This window comes from Microbacterium sp. AC026 (genome assembly GCF_979258475.1).
Genome location: NZ_OZ409857.1, coordinates 3465154 through 3480774 on the forward strand (window position 1 = coordinate 3465154; position 15621 = coordinate 3480774).

At 68.3% G+C, this 15621-nt stretch carries 12 protein-coding genes and 4 pseudogenes; 8 read left to right on the plus strand and 8 right to left on the minus strand.

The features are described from left to right. Nucleotides 1-15: 15 nt before the first annotated feature. Nucleotides 16-570 carry an NUDIX hydrolase gene (locus ACZZ93_RS17595; RefSeq protein WP_463511667.1) on the minus strand — a complete coding sequence of 185 codons (555 nt, stop codon included), beginning with the start codon at nucleotides 568-570 and terminating at the stop codon, nucleotides 16-18. Continuing rightward, nucleotides 567-1799, minus strand: a complete 1233-nt coding sequence (locus ACZZ93_RS17600) for an MFS transporter (protein WP_056280127.1) — start codon at nucleotides 1797-1799, stop codon at nucleotides 567-569. The genes ACZZ93_RS17595 and ACZZ93_RS17600 overlap by 4 nt, the downstream gene beginning before the upstream one ends. Before the next feature lie 108 nt (nucleotides 1800-1907). On the opposite strand from ACZZ93_RS17600, the gene prfB reads away from it, so the two are divergent. After that, complete coding sequence (prfB, locus tag ACZZ93_RS17605; protein WP_053096937.1) at nucleotides 1908-3017, plus strand: peptide chain release factor 2; 1110 nt, start codon at nucleotides 1908-1910, stop codon at nucleotides 3015-3017. A gap of 12 nt (nucleotides 3018-3029) precedes the next feature. Here prfB and ACZZ93_RS17610 read toward each other — a convergent pair whose 3' ends face one another. From ACZZ93_RS17610 to ACZZ93_RS17620, 3 genes and pseudogenes are all read right to left on the minus strand, one after another. Then, on the minus strand, nucleotides 3030-3749 hold the full coding sequence (locus ACZZ93_RS17610; RefSeq protein WP_463511668.1) for a septum formation family protein: 720 nt from the start codon (nucleotides 3747-3749) through the stop codon (nucleotides 3030-3032). Nucleotides 3750-3991: 242 nt separating this feature from the next. Further along, nucleotides 3992-4075 (minus strand): annotated as a pseudogene (locus ACZZ93_RS17615) (DUF2510 domain-containing protein); the annotation flags it as partial. A 21-nt stretch (nucleotides 4076-4096) separates the two neighbouring features. Then, nucleotides 4097-5524 carry a DUF2510 domain-containing protein gene (locus tag ACZZ93_RS17620; RefSeq protein ID WP_463511669.1) on the minus strand — a complete coding sequence of 476 codons (1428 nt, stop codon included), beginning with the start codon at nucleotides 5522-5524 and terminating at the stop codon, nucleotides 4097-4099. A 138-nt stretch (nucleotides 5525-5662) separates the two neighbouring features. Here ACZZ93_RS17620 and ftsE point away from each other — a divergent pair, with 138 nt between their 5' ends. The 3 genes and pseudogenes from ftsE to smpB form a co-directional block, all read left to right on the plus strand. Next, nucleotides 5663-6715 (plus strand): cell division ATP-binding protein FtsE, encoded by a 1053-nt coding sequence (gene ftsE / locus ACZZ93_RS17625; RefSeq protein ID WP_053096931.1) that lies wholly within the window; start codon nucleotides 5663-5665, stop codon nucleotides 6713-6715. Further along, a complete protein-coding gene (gene ftsX, locus ACZZ93_RS17630; protein ID WP_056280135.1) occupies nucleotides 6712-7626 on the plus strand; it encodes a permease-like cell division protein FtsX in 915 nt (304 codons plus the stop codon). Before ftsE ends, ftsX begins: the two co-directional genes overlap by 4 nt. Nucleotides 7627-7711: 85 nt before the next feature. Then, nucleotides 7712-8182 (plus strand): annotated as a pseudogene (smpB, locus tag ACZZ93_RS17635) (SsrA-binding protein SmpB); the annotation flags it as partial. 5 nt (nucleotides 8183-8187) lie between these two features. Here smpB and ACZZ93_RS17640 read toward each other — a convergent pair. Next, a complete protein-coding gene (locus ACZZ93_RS17640; RefSeq protein ID WP_463511670.1) occupies nucleotides 8188-9678 on the minus strand; it encodes a dipeptidyl-peptidase 5 in 1491 nt (496 codons plus the stop codon). Between the two features lie 428 nt (nucleotides 9679-10106). Continuing rightward, nucleotides 10107-10793, minus strand: coding sequence for a transcriptional repressor LexA (gene lexA, locus ACZZ93_RS17645; protein ID WP_056280140.1), 687 nt, complete (start codon nucleotides 10791-10793; stop codon nucleotides 10107-10109). Nucleotides 10794-11075: 282 nt separating this feature from the next. Here lexA and ACZZ93_RS17650 point away from each other — a divergent pair, with 282 nt between their 5' ends. The 4 genes and pseudogenes from ACZZ93_RS17650 to hisH all read left to right on the plus strand — a co-directional run. After that, nucleotides 11076-11438, plus strand: a complete 363-nt coding sequence (locus ACZZ93_RS17650; RefSeq protein ID WP_053096921.1) for a LysM peptidoglycan-binding domain-containing protein — start codon at nucleotides 11076-11078, stop codon at nucleotides 11436-11438. A 91-nt stretch (nucleotides 11439-11529) separates the two neighbouring features. Then, on the plus strand, nucleotides 11530-12624 hold the full coding sequence (locus ACZZ93_RS17655; protein ID WP_198032320.1) for a histidinol-phosphate transaminase: 1095 nt from the start codon (nucleotides 11530-11532) through the stop codon (nucleotides 12622-12624). Further along, nucleotides 12621-13237: pseudogene (gene hisB, locus ACZZ93_RS17660) on the plus strand (imidazoleglycerol-phosphate dehydratase HisB). The gene ACZZ93_RS17655 and the pseudogene hisB overlap by 4 nt, the downstream one beginning before the upstream one ends. A gap of 10 nt (nucleotides 13238-13247) precedes the next feature. Then, nucleotides 13248-13874 (plus strand): annotated as a pseudogene (hisH, locus tag ACZZ93_RS17665) (imidazole glycerol phosphate synthase subunit HisH); the annotation flags it as partial. A gap of 75 nt (nucleotides 13875-13949) precedes the next feature. Here the strand turns inward: hisH and ACZZ93_RS17670 are convergent. After that, nucleotides 13950-14957 (minus strand): MinD/ParA family ATP-binding protein, encoded by a 1008-nt coding sequence (locus ACZZ93_RS17670; RefSeq protein WP_463511671.1) that lies wholly within the window; start codon nucleotides 14955-14957, stop codon nucleotides 13950-13952. Nucleotides 14958-15621: the final 664 nt, after the last annotated feature.

Below are 15621 nucleotides of genomic sequence, written 5' to 3' on the forward strand. Positions count from 1 at the left end.
CCGCCGGATGCGACGTCAGCTCACCAGACGATCGCGCAGTCGTCGCACCCGCCCGGCGAAGCCCTGCGGCACCTGCGACGGCAGCGCGTCGATCGCCCACCAGCGCACGTCCTCCGACTCGTCGCTCACGATCAGGTCGGCATCGTCGCTGACGACGACGCCGATCCCGATGTCGAGATGGGATGCGCACCGACCGAACGCCGAGGACAGCGCGTGATGATCGAGGTCGTACACGAGCGGCTCCGCGCTGGCGGAGAAGTCCACACCGGTCTCCTCCCGCAGCTCGCGCAGAGCGGCATCCGCCACAGAGGTGTCGTCGGGTTCGAGATGTCCGCCTGGCTGCACCCAGAACTGCCCCTTGGCGTGGAAGACGAGCAGCGTGCGAGTGAGTGAGCGGTCGAACACGAGCGCCGAAGCGGTCGCGTGATCGGGACCGTCGTCGCGGGAGACCGGCCCATGATCGTCGGCGAAGAACGTCGCGAAGTCGGCCGCGGCATCGCGATCGTGATCCGTCGACGACGGAGCCGCGACGACCAGGCGGCGCACGTCTGCGCGGAGGGCAGCGGTCATGACTCCTCCTGTGTGCTGCGCGGAACGAAACGCGGGATCCAGCGGATGAATCCACCCGCGCCGATCAGGCCGATCGCACCCATCGCCGCTGCGGCGATCGGCAGTGACGCGATCGCGACGATCGCCGATACCAGCAGCGGAGCGGCCGCTCCGCCGGCATCCGTCAGCGTGCGCCACGAGCCGAGGAACGCGGCGGGCTCCTCCTTCGGCGCGACGTCGGCGCCGAGTGTGAGCAGAATGCCGCTCGAGAGCCCGTTGCCCACCCCGAGCACGGCGGCGAACATGCCGAACCACAGGACCGCGGCTTCCAGGTCGTGCGTGAAGGAGAGGGCCAGGAACCCCGCGCCCATCAGCACCATCGCCGGCATAGCCGCCCATAGACGCCCGAACCTGTCCATCACCTGGCCGCTGGCGTAGAACAGGGCGAAGTCGATCGCTCCCGAGATTCCGACGACGAGGGCGATGGTCGAGGCGTCGAGTCCGAGTGAGAGTCCCCACAGGGGAAGCACGACCTGACGTGCCGATCGCACCGCGGACAGCGACGCGGCGGCGAGTCCCAGTCGTCCGAGCACGCTGCGCTGTTGCCACATCGTGCGGAAGATGCCCGCGCGCGCGGTCGTCGGAATCGAGCCCGTGACCGGTTCGCCGGAATCATCCGCGAGTGCGGCGGTGCGCACAGGGGTCGTCGGGGCGATCGTCTTCTCGGGATCGGGGCCCAGCAGCACGAGCAGCACCATCACGACGAGACAGCCCAGGAAGAACCAGATCGCGGCTGATTCCGAACCGAACAGCTGCAGGAGCCCAGCGGCGACGAACGGCCCGATGAAGATTCCGAGTCGGAAGCTGCCACCGAGGAGCGAGAGCGCGCGAGCACGGAACGCGAGGGGAACCCTCGTCGTCATGAACGCATGACGCGCCAGGCCGAAGGCGGCCGCGCAGAACCCCAGGAGGAACACGGAGGCGGCCAGCACGCCCAGCGAGGGGGCGAACACCATTCCGACGCCGGCGAGGATCGCTATCGCACCCGCGATCACCATCGTGAAGCGCTCGCCGATGCGCGCGACGGCCCAGCCCGCAGGAAGGTTGCCGCACAGCTGACCCACGACGAGGGCGGATGCCACCAGGGCGGCGAAGGCGACGTCGGCGCCCATCCGCGCAGCGATCACCGGGATCAGAGGGATCACCGCGCCTTCACCGAGCGAGAACAGCACGGTCGGGAGGTACACCATCGGTCCGAATCGCCTGAGGACCGTGGATGCGCTGCTCACCCGATTCACGCTACTCCCGTTCGAACGCCGTCCCCGCCCGCAGGGGCGGCACGTTAGGCTGGACGCGACATGCTCGAACTCGATCTCTCCGCCGACATCCAGGCCCTGCGACTCACCTACGGTGACATCCGCGAGGTCATCGATGTCGAGACCCTCCGCTCCGACATCGCGCGCCTCAGCGAGGAAGCCGGCGTGCCGGACCTCTGGGACGACCCCGAACGCGCCCAGAAGGTGACCAGTGCTCTGAGCCACCGCCAGTCGGCGCTCGCCAGAGTCGAGGGCATCGGTCGTCGACTCGACGATCTCGAGGTTCTCGTCGACCTGGCGAACGAGATGGGCGATGAGGACTCCGCCGTCGAAGCGCGCGCCGAGCTCAACGCGCTCACCGAGATCATCAATCAGCTCGAGGTGCAGACGCTGATGGACGGCGAGTACGACGAGCGCTCCGCCATCATCACCATCCGCTCGGGTGCAGGCGGCGACGACGCCACCGACTTCGCCGAGATGCTCATGCGCATGTACCTGCGCTGGGCCGAACGCCACAAGTATCCCGTCAAGGTTCTCGACACCTCGTACGCCGAAGGTGCCGGCATCAAGTCGGCGACGTTCGAGATCGACGCTCCCTACGCATTCGGAACGGTGTCGGTCGAGGCAGGGACGCACCGCCTCGCCCGTATCAGCCCGTTCGGCTCGGCGGACAAGCGGCAGACGTCCTTCGCCGCCGTCGAGGTCATCCCTCTCATGGAGGAGGCGACCGAGGTCGACATCCCCGAGAACGACATCCGAGTCGACGTCTTCCGCTCGTCGGGTCCCGGCGGGCAGTCCGTCAACACCACCGACTCCGCCGTGCGCCTGACTCACCTTCCGACCGGCATCGTCGTCTCGATGCAGAACGAGAAGTCGCAGATCCAGAACCGTGCTGCCGCGATGCGCGTGCTTCAGACCCGACTCCTGCTGCTGCAGAAGGAGGAGGAAGCCGCGAAGAAGAAGGAGCTGGCCGGAAACATCACGGCGAGCTGGGGCGACCAGATGCGCTCGTACTTCCTCTACGGTCAGCAGCTCGTGAAGGACCTCCGCACCGGACACGAGTCGGGCAACCCGGCTGCCGTGTTCGACGGCGATCTCGACGGGTTCATCTCGGCCGGCATCCGCTGGCGCAAGCGCAAAGACGAGGACTGAGCGACGCTCGTCTCAGCGGTCGGCGCCTTCGAGGGTGCCCGTGATCTCGTCGTAGCTGATCACGATGCACTGGACTGCGCGGTCGTTCATCCGCTTCCATGACGACTCAGTCGGTACGAACCAATAGTTGTCGAGCTCCGAATCGGCATAGGGGATGCCGACGAACTCCTCGAAAGCGACGTCGCACTTCTCGGCGGCGATGGTCTGCAGTTCGTCGTCCCCGGGGAATTCGCCCTCTGGCACATCGAAGATGAAATAGACCTCGTCGGTGTGCGGCGCGTCACACGGAACGATCGGAAGCTCGTACACCTCTTCCTCCCATTCGATGAGCGGAATGCAGTGACCGACCTCGAGTTCGTTGACCGTCACGGTCTCGGTTCCCGCGCTGCCGGGAGAGCCTTCGGCGGTGTCGTCGGGTTCTGTGCTCTGGGTCGCCTGAGGGGTCGAGGTGGACGTCGGCACGATCGACGACAGCCCCGAGGCGCCCAGGGTCAGCAGCATCATGGCGATCGCGACGACACCACCCAGCACGGCCACCGCGATGCCCACCGCTCCCGGCCACTTCGCACCCCGGAGGAACAGGGAGATCAGCGAGAGCACGAATCCGATCCCGAGCAGAACCCCACCAGCCATCGAGATCGGCGGGATGCACGAGAGGACCACGCCGAGCGCGGCCATGCCGAGACCGATGATGCCGAGCACAGAGACCTTCGTGTTCGCCTTCGGGGGCACAGGGCCGTACGACCCGAACCCTGCTGTCGCATCGGGGAGGCGACGACGCCTGCCGAGGTCGCGGGCATCGACGCGCGCCCGTACTGCGGCACCTCTGCGGAGGCCCCGGGGGAGGGATTCGACGACTGCCAGGCATAGGGCGGTTCGAAGATCGGGTCCGCCGATGCGGCGACCGTGGGCTCCTCCGTGGCATGCTGGCCGTGCTCCTGTGGCGTGTTCGCCACGGACGACGTCTCGGTGGTCACGGTGTGCTCAGTCCAGACTGCGCCGTCCCACCAGCGCTGCCGGCCCGCTCCGTCGTCGTACCACCCTGCCGGGACCGTCATGATCGCCGTTCCGCTCGGGTCTCAGCCGGCCGACGGAGCGACGTCGATGCGCGCGATGTCGCGTCCGGCCTCGTCAGTGACGACGAAGACGTAGGACTCGCTCTGGGCGATGTCGAAGGTGATCGGGCCGCTGACCGTCTGCCCCGGGTCGAGGAGCTCGTTCGGTGCGCCCGTCACGAAGAAGTCGACCTGACCCTCGACTCCCTCTGCCGTCTCCAGAGAGGTGAACAGCGGGTTCGCGGCCGTCGTGCCCTCGACACCGGTCCACGTCGTCTCGAGGGTCACGTAACCGCCGTTGGTCGAGGGGACGCTCGAGCCGTCGCTGGTCGCCCAGCGCGCCTCGGTGACAGTGATCTCGCCGCTCCCGCCCAGGAAGGTGAGTGTGACGGTGTCGCCGATCGTGCCCTCTTCGACCTGCGCGGACCCCGTGCCGTCGTCGGTCGTGCCGTCGTCGATTCCGGTGTCGGAATCGCTCGACGGCGGCGCGGACGGCAGATCGCGCACGGCCTCGGACACCGTCGCGAAGACGATGACGAAGAACATGACGACCGCGATGATCGCGCCGATGATCGAGAGGATGAGTCCGGAGATGCCGGGCCACTTCCTGCCCTTGAGGAAGAGCGAGATGAGCGAGACGATGAAGCCCACGCCGAGCAGGAGCCATCCGAGCCAGAAGATCACCGGGATGCACGACAGGATCGTTCCGAGCGCCGCGAGTCCGAGCCCGACGAGCCCGAGGACCGACGGGCGGGCCGGAGCCACCGGGGTCGTGGCGCCGTATGCGGGCGGGTATCCGGCGGGCGCACCATACTGCTGTCCGGCGGGAGCGTACGCGGCGGCGCCGGGGTACGAGGGTGAGGGTGCCGCCGAACCCGGGTATGCGGGCGCGACCGGGTACTCCTGGGGATACGAGGGGGCTGCGGTGCCCGGGTAGGAGGGTGCACCACCTTCGGAGGGACCCGCGGTGTTCGCATACGGGGGCACGATGTCGTCGGTCGGCGTCGGGGACTCCGGAGAGGTGGAACCCTGCTCATGCGTGGTGCCGGCCTCGTCGACAGGGGCATCGGTCACGGGCGCGCCGTATGAGGGCGCGGCGCCCGCGTCCTGGTGGGCGGACGGCTCGGCCGGAGTCTCCGCGTCGGCGCGGAAGTCGGAGGGTGCGGGCGTGTTCCACGACTGGCTCTCGACCGCGGCGACCGACTCGATCGCAGCGGCCGTCTCCGCGGCTGCTGCCGAATCGGGAATCGCGTCGGACGAGGAGTTGCCCGATACGTCAGCCGACTCGGAACCCCGGTCCGTGGTCGCTTCGCCGGTCAGACCGCCGGCCGACTCGCCTGCTGCAGACGGGGCGGATTCCACGATGGGAGCGAAGTGCTCGGTCCACTGGGTGCCGTCCCACCACCGCTGACGCCCGGATCCGTCGTCATACCAGCCTGCAGGCGTCGTCATGGTTCCCCCTCGGAGTATCGTCCATGCTGACGGCACGGATCGGCACCTCCATGTATAGCAGTGGAGTGCGACACGCAGGGGGTCGAGCGGGGTGTCGCTCGCAGGCAGACGAGGGTGCGCGCTTAGGCTCGAACCGCCATGATTCGGTTCGAGAACGTCACGAAACGCTATCGCGGGACCTCGCGGCCCGCTCTGTCCGATGTCGACTTCGAAGTGCAGCGCGGGGAGTTCGTCTTCCTCGTCGGCGCGTCGGGGTCGGGCAAGTCGTCCTGTCTGCGACTCATCCTCCGCGAGGACGTGCCGACGACGGGTCGAGTCGCCGTGCTCGGCCGCGATCTGCGTTCGCTTGCGAACCGGAAGGTGCCGTACTTCCGCCGCCACATCGGATCCGTGTTCCAGGACTTCCGACTGCTGCCGTCGAAGACCGTCTATCAGAACGTCGCCTTCACGCTGCAGGTGACCGGCTCGTCGCGCGGCTTCATCCAGCAGGCGGTGCCCGAGGCGCTCGCGCTGGTCGGACTCGACGGGAAGCAGAAGCGGATGCCGCACGAGCTCTCCGGCGGCGAGCAGCAGCGCGTCGCGATCGCACGGGCGCTCGTGAATCGCCCCCAGGTCCTGCTCGCGGACGAGCCGACCGGAAACCTCGACCCGGCGACGTCGGTCGACATCATGCAGCTCCTCGCCAGGATCAATGCCGGAGGCACCACCGTGCTGATGGCCACGCACGAGGCGGGCTTCGTCGACCAGATGCAGCGTCGGGTCATCGAACTTCGCGATGGCGAGATGGTGCGAGACGAGGTGCACGGCGGCTACGGAGACACGTCGAACATCCCGCGTCTGGTTCCCGAGGAGGTGCGCGGTGCCGCCGCGGCCGCTGCACTCACTGCTGTGCAGGAGGTGCAGCGCCAGACCGCCGACCTCTCGCTGGTCCGCGCCGCGCTCGCTGAGGAGCTCAGCGCGCAGCGCAAGGCGGAATCGGCGTCCGCAGACGCCGTCCCGACCGCATCCGAGACTCCCGAGGCTCAGGCGGCGCCGATCGAGCCGCCGGTGATAGACGAGCAGCCGGCGGTCGCCCTCGCGGCGCGGACGCATCCCATCGTGCTGCCGCAGGTCGACGTCGCCGAGCTCGGGGTGGCCGATCGACTCGGTCTGTCCGACGACGGCACGGAAGAAGTGGGGCCGACGTCGTGAGAATCGGACTCATCCTCGCGGAGGCCCTCGGAGGGCTTCGTCGCAACATCTCGATGGTCATCTCCGTCGTGCTCGTGACATTCGTCTCGCTGACCTTCGTCGGCGCCGCGATCCTGATGCAGGCGCAGATCGGCACGATGCGCGGCTATTGGACCGAGCGGGCGCAGGTCGCCGTCTACATGTGCTCCGACATCTCGGAGCAGGACACCTGCGTCGACGGCGGCGCCTCGGAGGAGCAGGTCGACGCCGTGCGAGCACAGCTCGACGGCGAGGCGCTCGCTCCTCTCATCAGCGAGGTCAGCTTCGATTCCAAGGAAGACACGTACGCCAAGCTCGTCGATCAGCTCGGCGAGGACCAGGCGAGCGTGATCTCGCCCGAGCAGGCGTTCGAGGTCTTCTTCGTCACCATGAAGGATCCCGGCCAGTCGCAGGTCATCTCCGAGGCGTTCAACGGTGTCGCGGGGGTGGAGCAGGTCCAGGATCAGCTCCAGTACCTCGAACCCCTGTTCTCCGCCTTGACGGTCGCGACCTACATCGCGGTCGGTATCGCAGCGCTCATGCTGATCGCCGCCATCCTCTTGATCGGCACGACCATCAGGCTCTCCGCGTACGCCAGACGCAAGGAGATCGGGATCATGCGCCTGGTGGGGGCGTCCAACCGCTTCATCCAGACGCCGTTCGTCCTGGAGGGCGTCTTCGCTGCCTTCCTCGGCTCGGCCCTCGCAAGCGCGGCCGTCGTCGCCGGCGTCCACTTCGGCGTCGACGGCTATCTCCGAGGACGCGTGCCGTTCATCACGACCTGGGTGTCGATGCAGGACGCTGCCGTCGTCGTCCCGGTGCTGATCGGCATCGGCGTCGTGCTCGCCGCGCTGTCGGCGGGTTTCGCGATCCGTCGCTGGCTTCGCACCTGACCCGCGCGCCGGTATAGACTGACAGGCTGTCGTGCGCCCGTGACGGGCACCGGAACCATTGCGCGACGCGGATCAGGAGAGAATCATGCCCAGGGAACGCGGGGAGAAGGTCGTCGCGACCAATCGTCGCGCACGTCACGACTACAACATCGAGAAGTCGTACGAGGCGGGGATGGTGCTCACCGGCACCGAGGTGAAGTCACTGCGCCAGGGGCGCGCGAACCTGAGCGACGGATATGCGTTCGTCAAGGGGAACGAGGTCTTTCTCGACTCGGTGCACATCCCGGAGTACTCGCAGGGCCACTGGACCAACCATTCGGCGAAGCGCGTCCGCAAGCTGCTGCTGCACCGTGAGGAGATCGCGAAGCTGCAGCACGCGGTCTCCGCCGGCGGCTACACGCTGATCCCGCTGAAGCTGTACTTCTCCGACGGTCGCGCCAAGGTCGAGATCGCTCTCGCCAAGGGAAAGCGCGAGTTCGACAAGCGCCAGACCCTCCGCGAGCGTCAGGACACCCGCGAAGCCGAGCGCGCGATGCGCCTGCGCAACCGCGTGGGGAGTGATCAGCGCGCGGGCGTGAATCCGAACACGCGTCCGAGGAAAGCGAGCTCCCTCTCGAGGGCGTCGATGATCGTCTCGCTCGACCGGAAGCCATGGCCCTCACCCGGGTACAGCACGTACTCGTGCTCCACACCACTCGTCGCCAGCGCATCGCGGATCGCCTCGGACTGTGCCGGTGGCACGACACGGTCGTCCGCACCCTGCATCAGCAGCACCGGCACGTCGATCCGGTCGGCGTGTGTCAGGGGCGAACGCGCGATGTAGAGTGCCTCCGCCTCGGGCAGCGGACCCACCAGCCCCTCGATGTAGTGCGCCTCGAAGTCGTGGGAGTGCGCGCTCAGCATCCGCAGGTCGACCACTCCGTATCGGCTGATCCCCGCGGCGAACGTCCCTCCCCGCACCAGCGACGAGAGCACTGTCCAACCACCCGCCGAGCCGCCTCTGATCGCGATGCGGGCGGGATCCGCGAGCCCGGCATCGGCGAGGCCGCGGGCCGCTGCGATCACGTCGTCGACGTCGACCACGCCCCATCCGCCGTCCAGCCGTTCGCGGTACGCACGGCCGTAGCCCGTCGATCCGCCGTAATTGACGTCGAGCACGCCGATGCCGCGGCTCGTCCAGAACGCGACGGCGGCGGACGCCGCGCCGGTCACATGCGCGGTCGGGCCGCCGTGGACGAGCACGATGTAGGGCGGGAGCTCGTCATCCGCGGCCGGAGCGTGGGCCGAGGGATTCGTCGGCGGGTACGCGAAGGCATGGACGGGCCCGTGCGAGCCGTCGACCAGGACCTCGGATGCGGGCGGCATCCACGCAGGATCGGTCGGCGCAGCCCCCGCGACGGCCTCGACGCGACCCGTGTCGACGTCGACGCACCAGACCCCGGGTTCTGTCGTCGAGCTGTTTCCGGAGAGCAGCACGCGGGAGCCCGCGACATCGTCGACACTCACGTGGCCGTCTGCGGGGAGGGGAATGCGGTGGGCGCTGCCGTCGGGGTCGATGACGACGACCCGGTCGCGACCGTTCGTGCGCACAGCCACGACGCGACCGTCGGCGAGCGGGCGGTACCAGCGATTGCCGAGCACCCAGAGGCCGTATCCCGTGTCGGCGTCGTCGTCGATGATCTGCTCCGCCGTGCCGACCGCCTGGGCTCCGCTGACACGCTGTCGGTGCAGAGCCCAGCGGCCCGAGGGATCGTCGGAGTACACGATCTCGTCGTCAGCCGTCCACTCGGGCTGCAGCGCGGCGCGAGTGGACAGCTCTGTGCGCGCGGTGCCGTCCGAGATCACCAACGACGCTCGCTGCCACGGCATCCGATCGCCGGACCACTCGACCCACGCTGCACGAGAACCGTCGGGAGACAGTGCCGGATGAGCGTAGAACGACTCGCCTTCGACGAGGGTCTTCAACAGCGCAGGCCGGTCGGATGCCGACCCGTCGGTCGGGATCTCGACGATGGCGCGTCGGTGAGGGGAGACGGACAGATCCTCCCGCACGGCGAACAGGCGGCCGCTCTGCAGACGCAGACCGCCGTGCGCCGGGCCCGGGGTGTCAGAGGAACGGGTGCACCGCCGCGGGGCATGCGGTGCACGCGCTGATCCTTGGCATCGACGAAGTACAGCGTGCCGTCGGCATCCGCGGTCCACGCCCCGCCGCCGTACTCGTGGACGCGAGACCGAGCACTCCATGGCGCGGGGAGGATCTCGGCACCCGTCGAACTTCGCACGGTCAGGCGACCGCCCTCGGCAGGGATCGACTCACCCCACCAGATCTCGTCAGCCACGAAGGCGCTGCCATCGATCCGCGGAGACGACGCGGCGATCCGGTCGGGGGTGAACGGAGAGGTCCAGGTACCGAACGGCGACGACATGGTTCGAGCCTATGGTGCGTCGACGCCCGCCGTCACCGGCAGGGTGGGAGGGAGTCAGACCGCGCGCAGCACGGCGACGATCTTGCCGAGGATGACGGACTCGTCGCCGAGGATCGGCTCGAATGCGGAGTTGCGAGGCAGCAGCCAGGTGTGGCCGTCGCGTCGACGGAGAACCTTCACCGTCGCCTCGCCGTCGAGCATGGCGGCGACGATCTCGCCGTTCTCGGCGCTGCTTTGCGACCGCACCACGACCCAGTCGCCGTCGCAGATCGCCGCATCGATCATCGATTCGCCGGACACCTTGAGCATGAACAGGTCGCCCTTGCCGACGAGCTGCCGGGGGAGCGGGAAGATCTCCTCGACCTGCTGGTCGGCGGTGATCGGGACACCTGCGGCGATGCGGCCGACGAGCGGCACGAGCGCCGCATCGCCCACGGGGGTCGCCACATCGGCGGGATTCTCTCCGCTGGTGCCGGGGAGGTCGATGAGCACTTCCATGGCACGGGTCTTGCCGGGGTCGCGTCGCAGATATCCGCTCAGCTCGAGCTGGCCGAGCTGGTGGGTCACGCTGGACAGCGACTTGAGGCCCACGGCGTCGCCGATCTCTCTCATGCTCGGCGGGTACCCGTGACGGCTGATCGACGTCTGGATGACCTCGAGGATCGCCATCTGCTTGGGACTCAGGCTCTTGCGGCGACGGGTGCGCGGGACGTCGGCGTCGGGGGCGGAGATGTCGCTCATGGTGCTCCTCAGGTGTGCGATTCCGGCGTCTCAGTTCGAATGTCGGAGGCCCGTGGTGGGGTGTTGACATCGAAACCGTATCCGAGAATCGCGCCGAAGTGGAAGATCTGTTCGAGCGTGTCGGCCTATTCCCGGACTTCTGTTTCGAAGAACGCTTGACAGATGTTCGAATTCGAAGATAACTTCGGAACGTAGCTTCGCATTCACGGCTCCCGGCCGAGGCGCGAATGCGAACGCTACGCCAACTTCACCGCCCACGCGGTAGATGCAGAGGAGCACGACATGAGCACCATCACCTTCAGCAGTGCAGCAGTCCTTCCGGCTCGTCCGGCGACGCGGCTCAAGCTGACGGCGCGCGGTCGACGTGTCGTTCTCGCTGTCGCGGCCGTGCCGCTCGCAGCCGGGATCGCATTCGCCGCACTCAGCGGCGGCAGTGCGATGGCCTCAGGCGAACAGACCGCCACGGCATCGTTCGCGACGGTGACGGTGATGCCCGGCGACACGCTGTGGTCGATCGCCGAGAGCGTGGCCCCCGGCGCCGATCCGCGCGACGTGATCGGCGACATCACGCGTCTGAACCTGCTGCGCGGCGGCGAGCTGCAGATCGGCCAGGAGCTGGCGATTCCGGCGCAGTATTCGGAATGAACCCGTGAGGGCCGTTCGATCGAGCGGTGCGGCGCGGATGCGCGTTCACACTCCGTCACCACGGGCGTCTGTGTAGCGAAGGCGGCCTACCATGGGAAGGGTGACTGCATCACTCGCCGACCTCCCTCTTCGCGACGACCTCCGAGGGCTCACGCCCTATGGAGCGCCGCAAGCGCCTCTTCCGATCGCACTCAACGTCAACGAGAACACGCATCCGGTTCCCGACGCGGTCGCCAGTGACATCCTGGACGACATCGCGGTCGCGCTCCGCGATGTCAACCGCTACCCGGATCGCGAGTTCACCACGCTCCGGGAAGGGTTCGCGGAGTACCTCGGTCATGGTCTCGAACCGGCTCAGATCTGGGCGGGCAACGGGTCGAACGAGGTCCTTCAGCACATTCTGCAGGCATTCGGCGGGCCGGGCCGCACGGCGTTCAGCTTCGCCCCGACCTACTCGATGTATCCGCTGATCTCGAAGGGCACCGGAGCGCGCTGGGTCGCCGGCACCAGGCAGCCCGACTACACGATCACCCCCGAAGAGGCGGCATCGCAGGTGCGAGATGTCGATCCTGACGTCATCCTGCTGTGCTCTCCGAACAATCCGACAGGCACGCCGCTGGGCCTCGACGTCGTCGAAGCCGTGTACGAGGCGTCGAACGGAATCGTCGTCGTCGACGAGGCGTATCAGGAGTTCGCGCCGCACGACGCGGCATCGGCTCTGACCCTTCTCGAGGGGCGACCGCGGCTCGCCGTCTCCCGCACGATGAGCAAGGCCTTCGCCTTCGCGGGTGCCCGCGTGGGGTACCTCGCCGCGGATCCTGCCTTCATCGACGCTCTGCGGCTCGTGCGCCTGCCGTACCACCTCAGCGCTCTCACGCAGGCCGCAGCCGTCGCCGCTCTGCGCAACTCCGACGTGATGCTCGGCATGGTCGAGGAGATCGTCGAGCAGCGGGATCGCATCTCCGCGACGCTCGAGGCGCTGGGGTACACCCCGCATGAGTCCTGGTCGAACTTCGTCCTGTTCGGGGGTGTCGCAGAGCCCCAGAAGGTCTGGCAGCAGCTCTACGAGCAGGGTGTTCTCATCCGCGACGTCGGGATACCCGGGCACCTCCGCGTCACCGCGGGCACCGAGGCGGAGACCACGGCATTCCTCGATGCCCTCGCCTCGATAGGATCGGCTTCATGAGCAGCCCCGCCCAGACCCCGCGCACCGCCACGCGTGTGCGCAGCACGTCGGAGTCCACCGTCGAGCTCGAGCTGAACCTCGACGGCACTGGTGCGAGCCGTATCGACACGTCGGTGCCGTTCTTCGATCACATGCTGACTGCTTTCGCGAAGCACTCGCTCACGGACCTCACTGTGCGCGCCTCGGGGGACACGCAGATCGACGCACACCACACCGTGGAGGACATCTCGATCGTTCTCGGTCAGGCCATCCGTGAGGCGCTGGGCGAGAAGTCCGGCATCTCGCGATACGGCGACGCTCTCGTGCCGCTCGACGAGGCGCTCGCTCAGGCTGTCGTGGACATCTCGGGGCGTCCCTATCTCGTTCACACGGGGAGCCTGTCGGTTTCGAGCACCACCTCATCGGCGGCCACTTCACCGGTTCGCTCGTGCGCCACACGTTCGAGGCCATCACCTTCAACGCGGGACTCACGGTGCACGTACGCGTTCTCGGGGGCCGCGACCCCCACCACATCGCCGAAGCCGAGTACAAGGCATTCGCTCGGGCGTTCCGCCAGGCCAAGGCCCTCGACCCCCTGGTCGACGGCATCCCGTCGACGAAGGGCGCACTGTGAGCAGGGCTCCCGGGTCGCCGTCTTCGACTACGAATCCGGCAACGTCCACTCGGCTGTCAAGGCGCTCATCGCCGCCGGTGCTGATGCGGTGCTGACGCGCGACCGCACGGAGGCGCTCGAGGCAGACGGTCTCGTGGTGCCCGGAGTCGGGGCGTTCCAGGCCGTCCGCGATGCGCTCTACGCGCACGGCGGCGACGAGATCATCGATCGCCGGCTCGCAGGCGGGCGCCCGGTGCTCGGCATCTGCGTCGGCATGCAGGTTCTGTTCGCGCACGGTGTCGAGCGCGGGCACGATTCCGAGGGTCTCGGCGAATGGCCGGGAGCGGTCACGGAGCTCAACGCGCCGGTGCTGCCGCACATGGGGTGGAACACGGTCGAGCCGGGCGCCGAATCGGTGCTGTTCAAGGGCATCGAGAACGAACGCTTCTACTTCGTGCATTCCTACGCCGCGCAGTCGTGGGAGCTCGATGTCATCCCGCCGTTCCCTCAGCCGGTGCTCACGTGGTCGACGTACGGCGATCCGTTCCTCGCTGCGGTCGAGAACGGGCCGCTCTCCGCGACGCAGTTCCATCCTGAGAAGTCCGGCGAGGCCGGAATCCAGCTGCTCCGCAACTGGGTCGACAGCCTTCGGTCCTGACGCGTCGGCAGCCCGCTGAGCCGCCGTCGATCCGAACCTCGGACGACCGGTCCGTCGGGTCCTCTGCCGAACGGCTCAGAAGCCTCGGGCGACGGCGGCCGCGGCAGAGAGCCACGACCGCTGCGTCGGCGCCGCAAGTGCACGAAGACGGAGGTGACCGTCGACCATCTCCCGATCGAAGGGGATGCCGACGACTTCGCGCGCGAGCGGCTGATATCCGGCGATGACGTCTGCGACTTCGGCGGGGGATGCCTTCGGGTCCGCCTGGCTGACGACGACCACTGACTCGCGAGCCAGCCGTGCGGATCGCTCGTCGCGGTCTTCGAGTGCCTCGAGCAGTAGCGCCCCGGCCTCGGCATGGTCGTCACGTGTCGTCGTCGCCACGACGATCTGGTCGGCGAGGTCGATCATCCGCAGCCACATCGGATCGGACTCGTCGTTGCCGGAGTCGATGATGATCAGACGGTAGAACTTGGCCGCGATCGCGTGGATGGAGTCGACGTCACTGGGCCGGAGCCGATTCTCGTGGGCCAGTCGGACGGGCTTCGACCGCAGGACGTCGTATTTCTCCTGCGGCTGGTGATGCACGAAGTGCGCGAGGTCGGCTGACTGTCCCTGGGCTCCCAGCAGGCGCTGGGTCTGCGGAAGCAGTTCGAGCAGCGTGCGCTCGTGCGCCCCCGTCTCGGTGCGCCAGCCGAGGGTGCCGCGGGTCTGGTTGTTGTCCCACGCGAGAACCCCGGCGCCGCCGTACTGCGCGAAGACCGCCGACAGCAGCACGGTGGCAGGTGTCTTTCCCGCCCCGCCCTTCCCGTTGACGACAGCGACGGTGCGGGGGCCCGGCCAATGGCGGCTCACCGCGTGCTCGTCGTCGCGGACGGCGCGTTCGCGAGCGCTCGGGCCGAGGGTGAACCCGACGCGGTTGAGCAGCCCGCGACCGCCCTGACGCGCTGGCTCCTCACGGCGCTCCTCCTGAAGGAACGAGCGACGCCCCACGCCCTGCTCGCGCTGCTGACGACGCGAGGATGCCGAGGACGCCGACTCTGCAGCGGCGGCGTTGGGCGCGGACGGGGCCGAGGCGGGCACCGGCAGCGGCGGAGCGGGCGGTACGTCGGAAGACTGGGGGCGCGGCGCCGTGGCCGCCGGAACGGCGGGCCGCGCGGTGCTGTCCTGAGTCGAAGAGCTCTGCTGTTCCGACCACGCGGTCGAAAGCGATCCGGTCGCAGCGGGCGCTCCGGAAGGTGCCGGCGTCGTCGGTACCGCAGGGGCTGCGGGCGATGCGGCTGAGGGCGCGGGCGGTACTGCAGGGGCGGCGGGTGGCGCAGCGGGGACCGAAGGCGGTGCGGAGATCGGCACAGCGGGCGTGGCCGGTCGCGCATCATCGGAAGGAGGAGCTGCGGCGGAGGCGGCTGCCCATGCCGCTGCGGCTCGTGTTCCCGGCGCGGGGGCGGGCTGGGGTGCCGGTCGGGGGTGCGGGGCTGTGGGCTCCGCGTCGGGTCCAGTCGGCATCTGAGCGCGCTCATCCGGAGTCTCGGGAGGCAGCGCATTCCCGCGTCGCAGGGGTCCGCCTCCTCGCGCTTCCGCATCGCGCACCATGGAACATCTCCTCACACACCGAAACAGGGGCGTCATCGAGGCTACCGCGTGGCACGGGAGGTTCTCTGCTGTCATCGTTTTGGAGCGGGCCGATACGCGGGCTAGTGTCGATTCTCGTGCCGACGAATCGGTCTCTCCATCTCACCTGAGGACG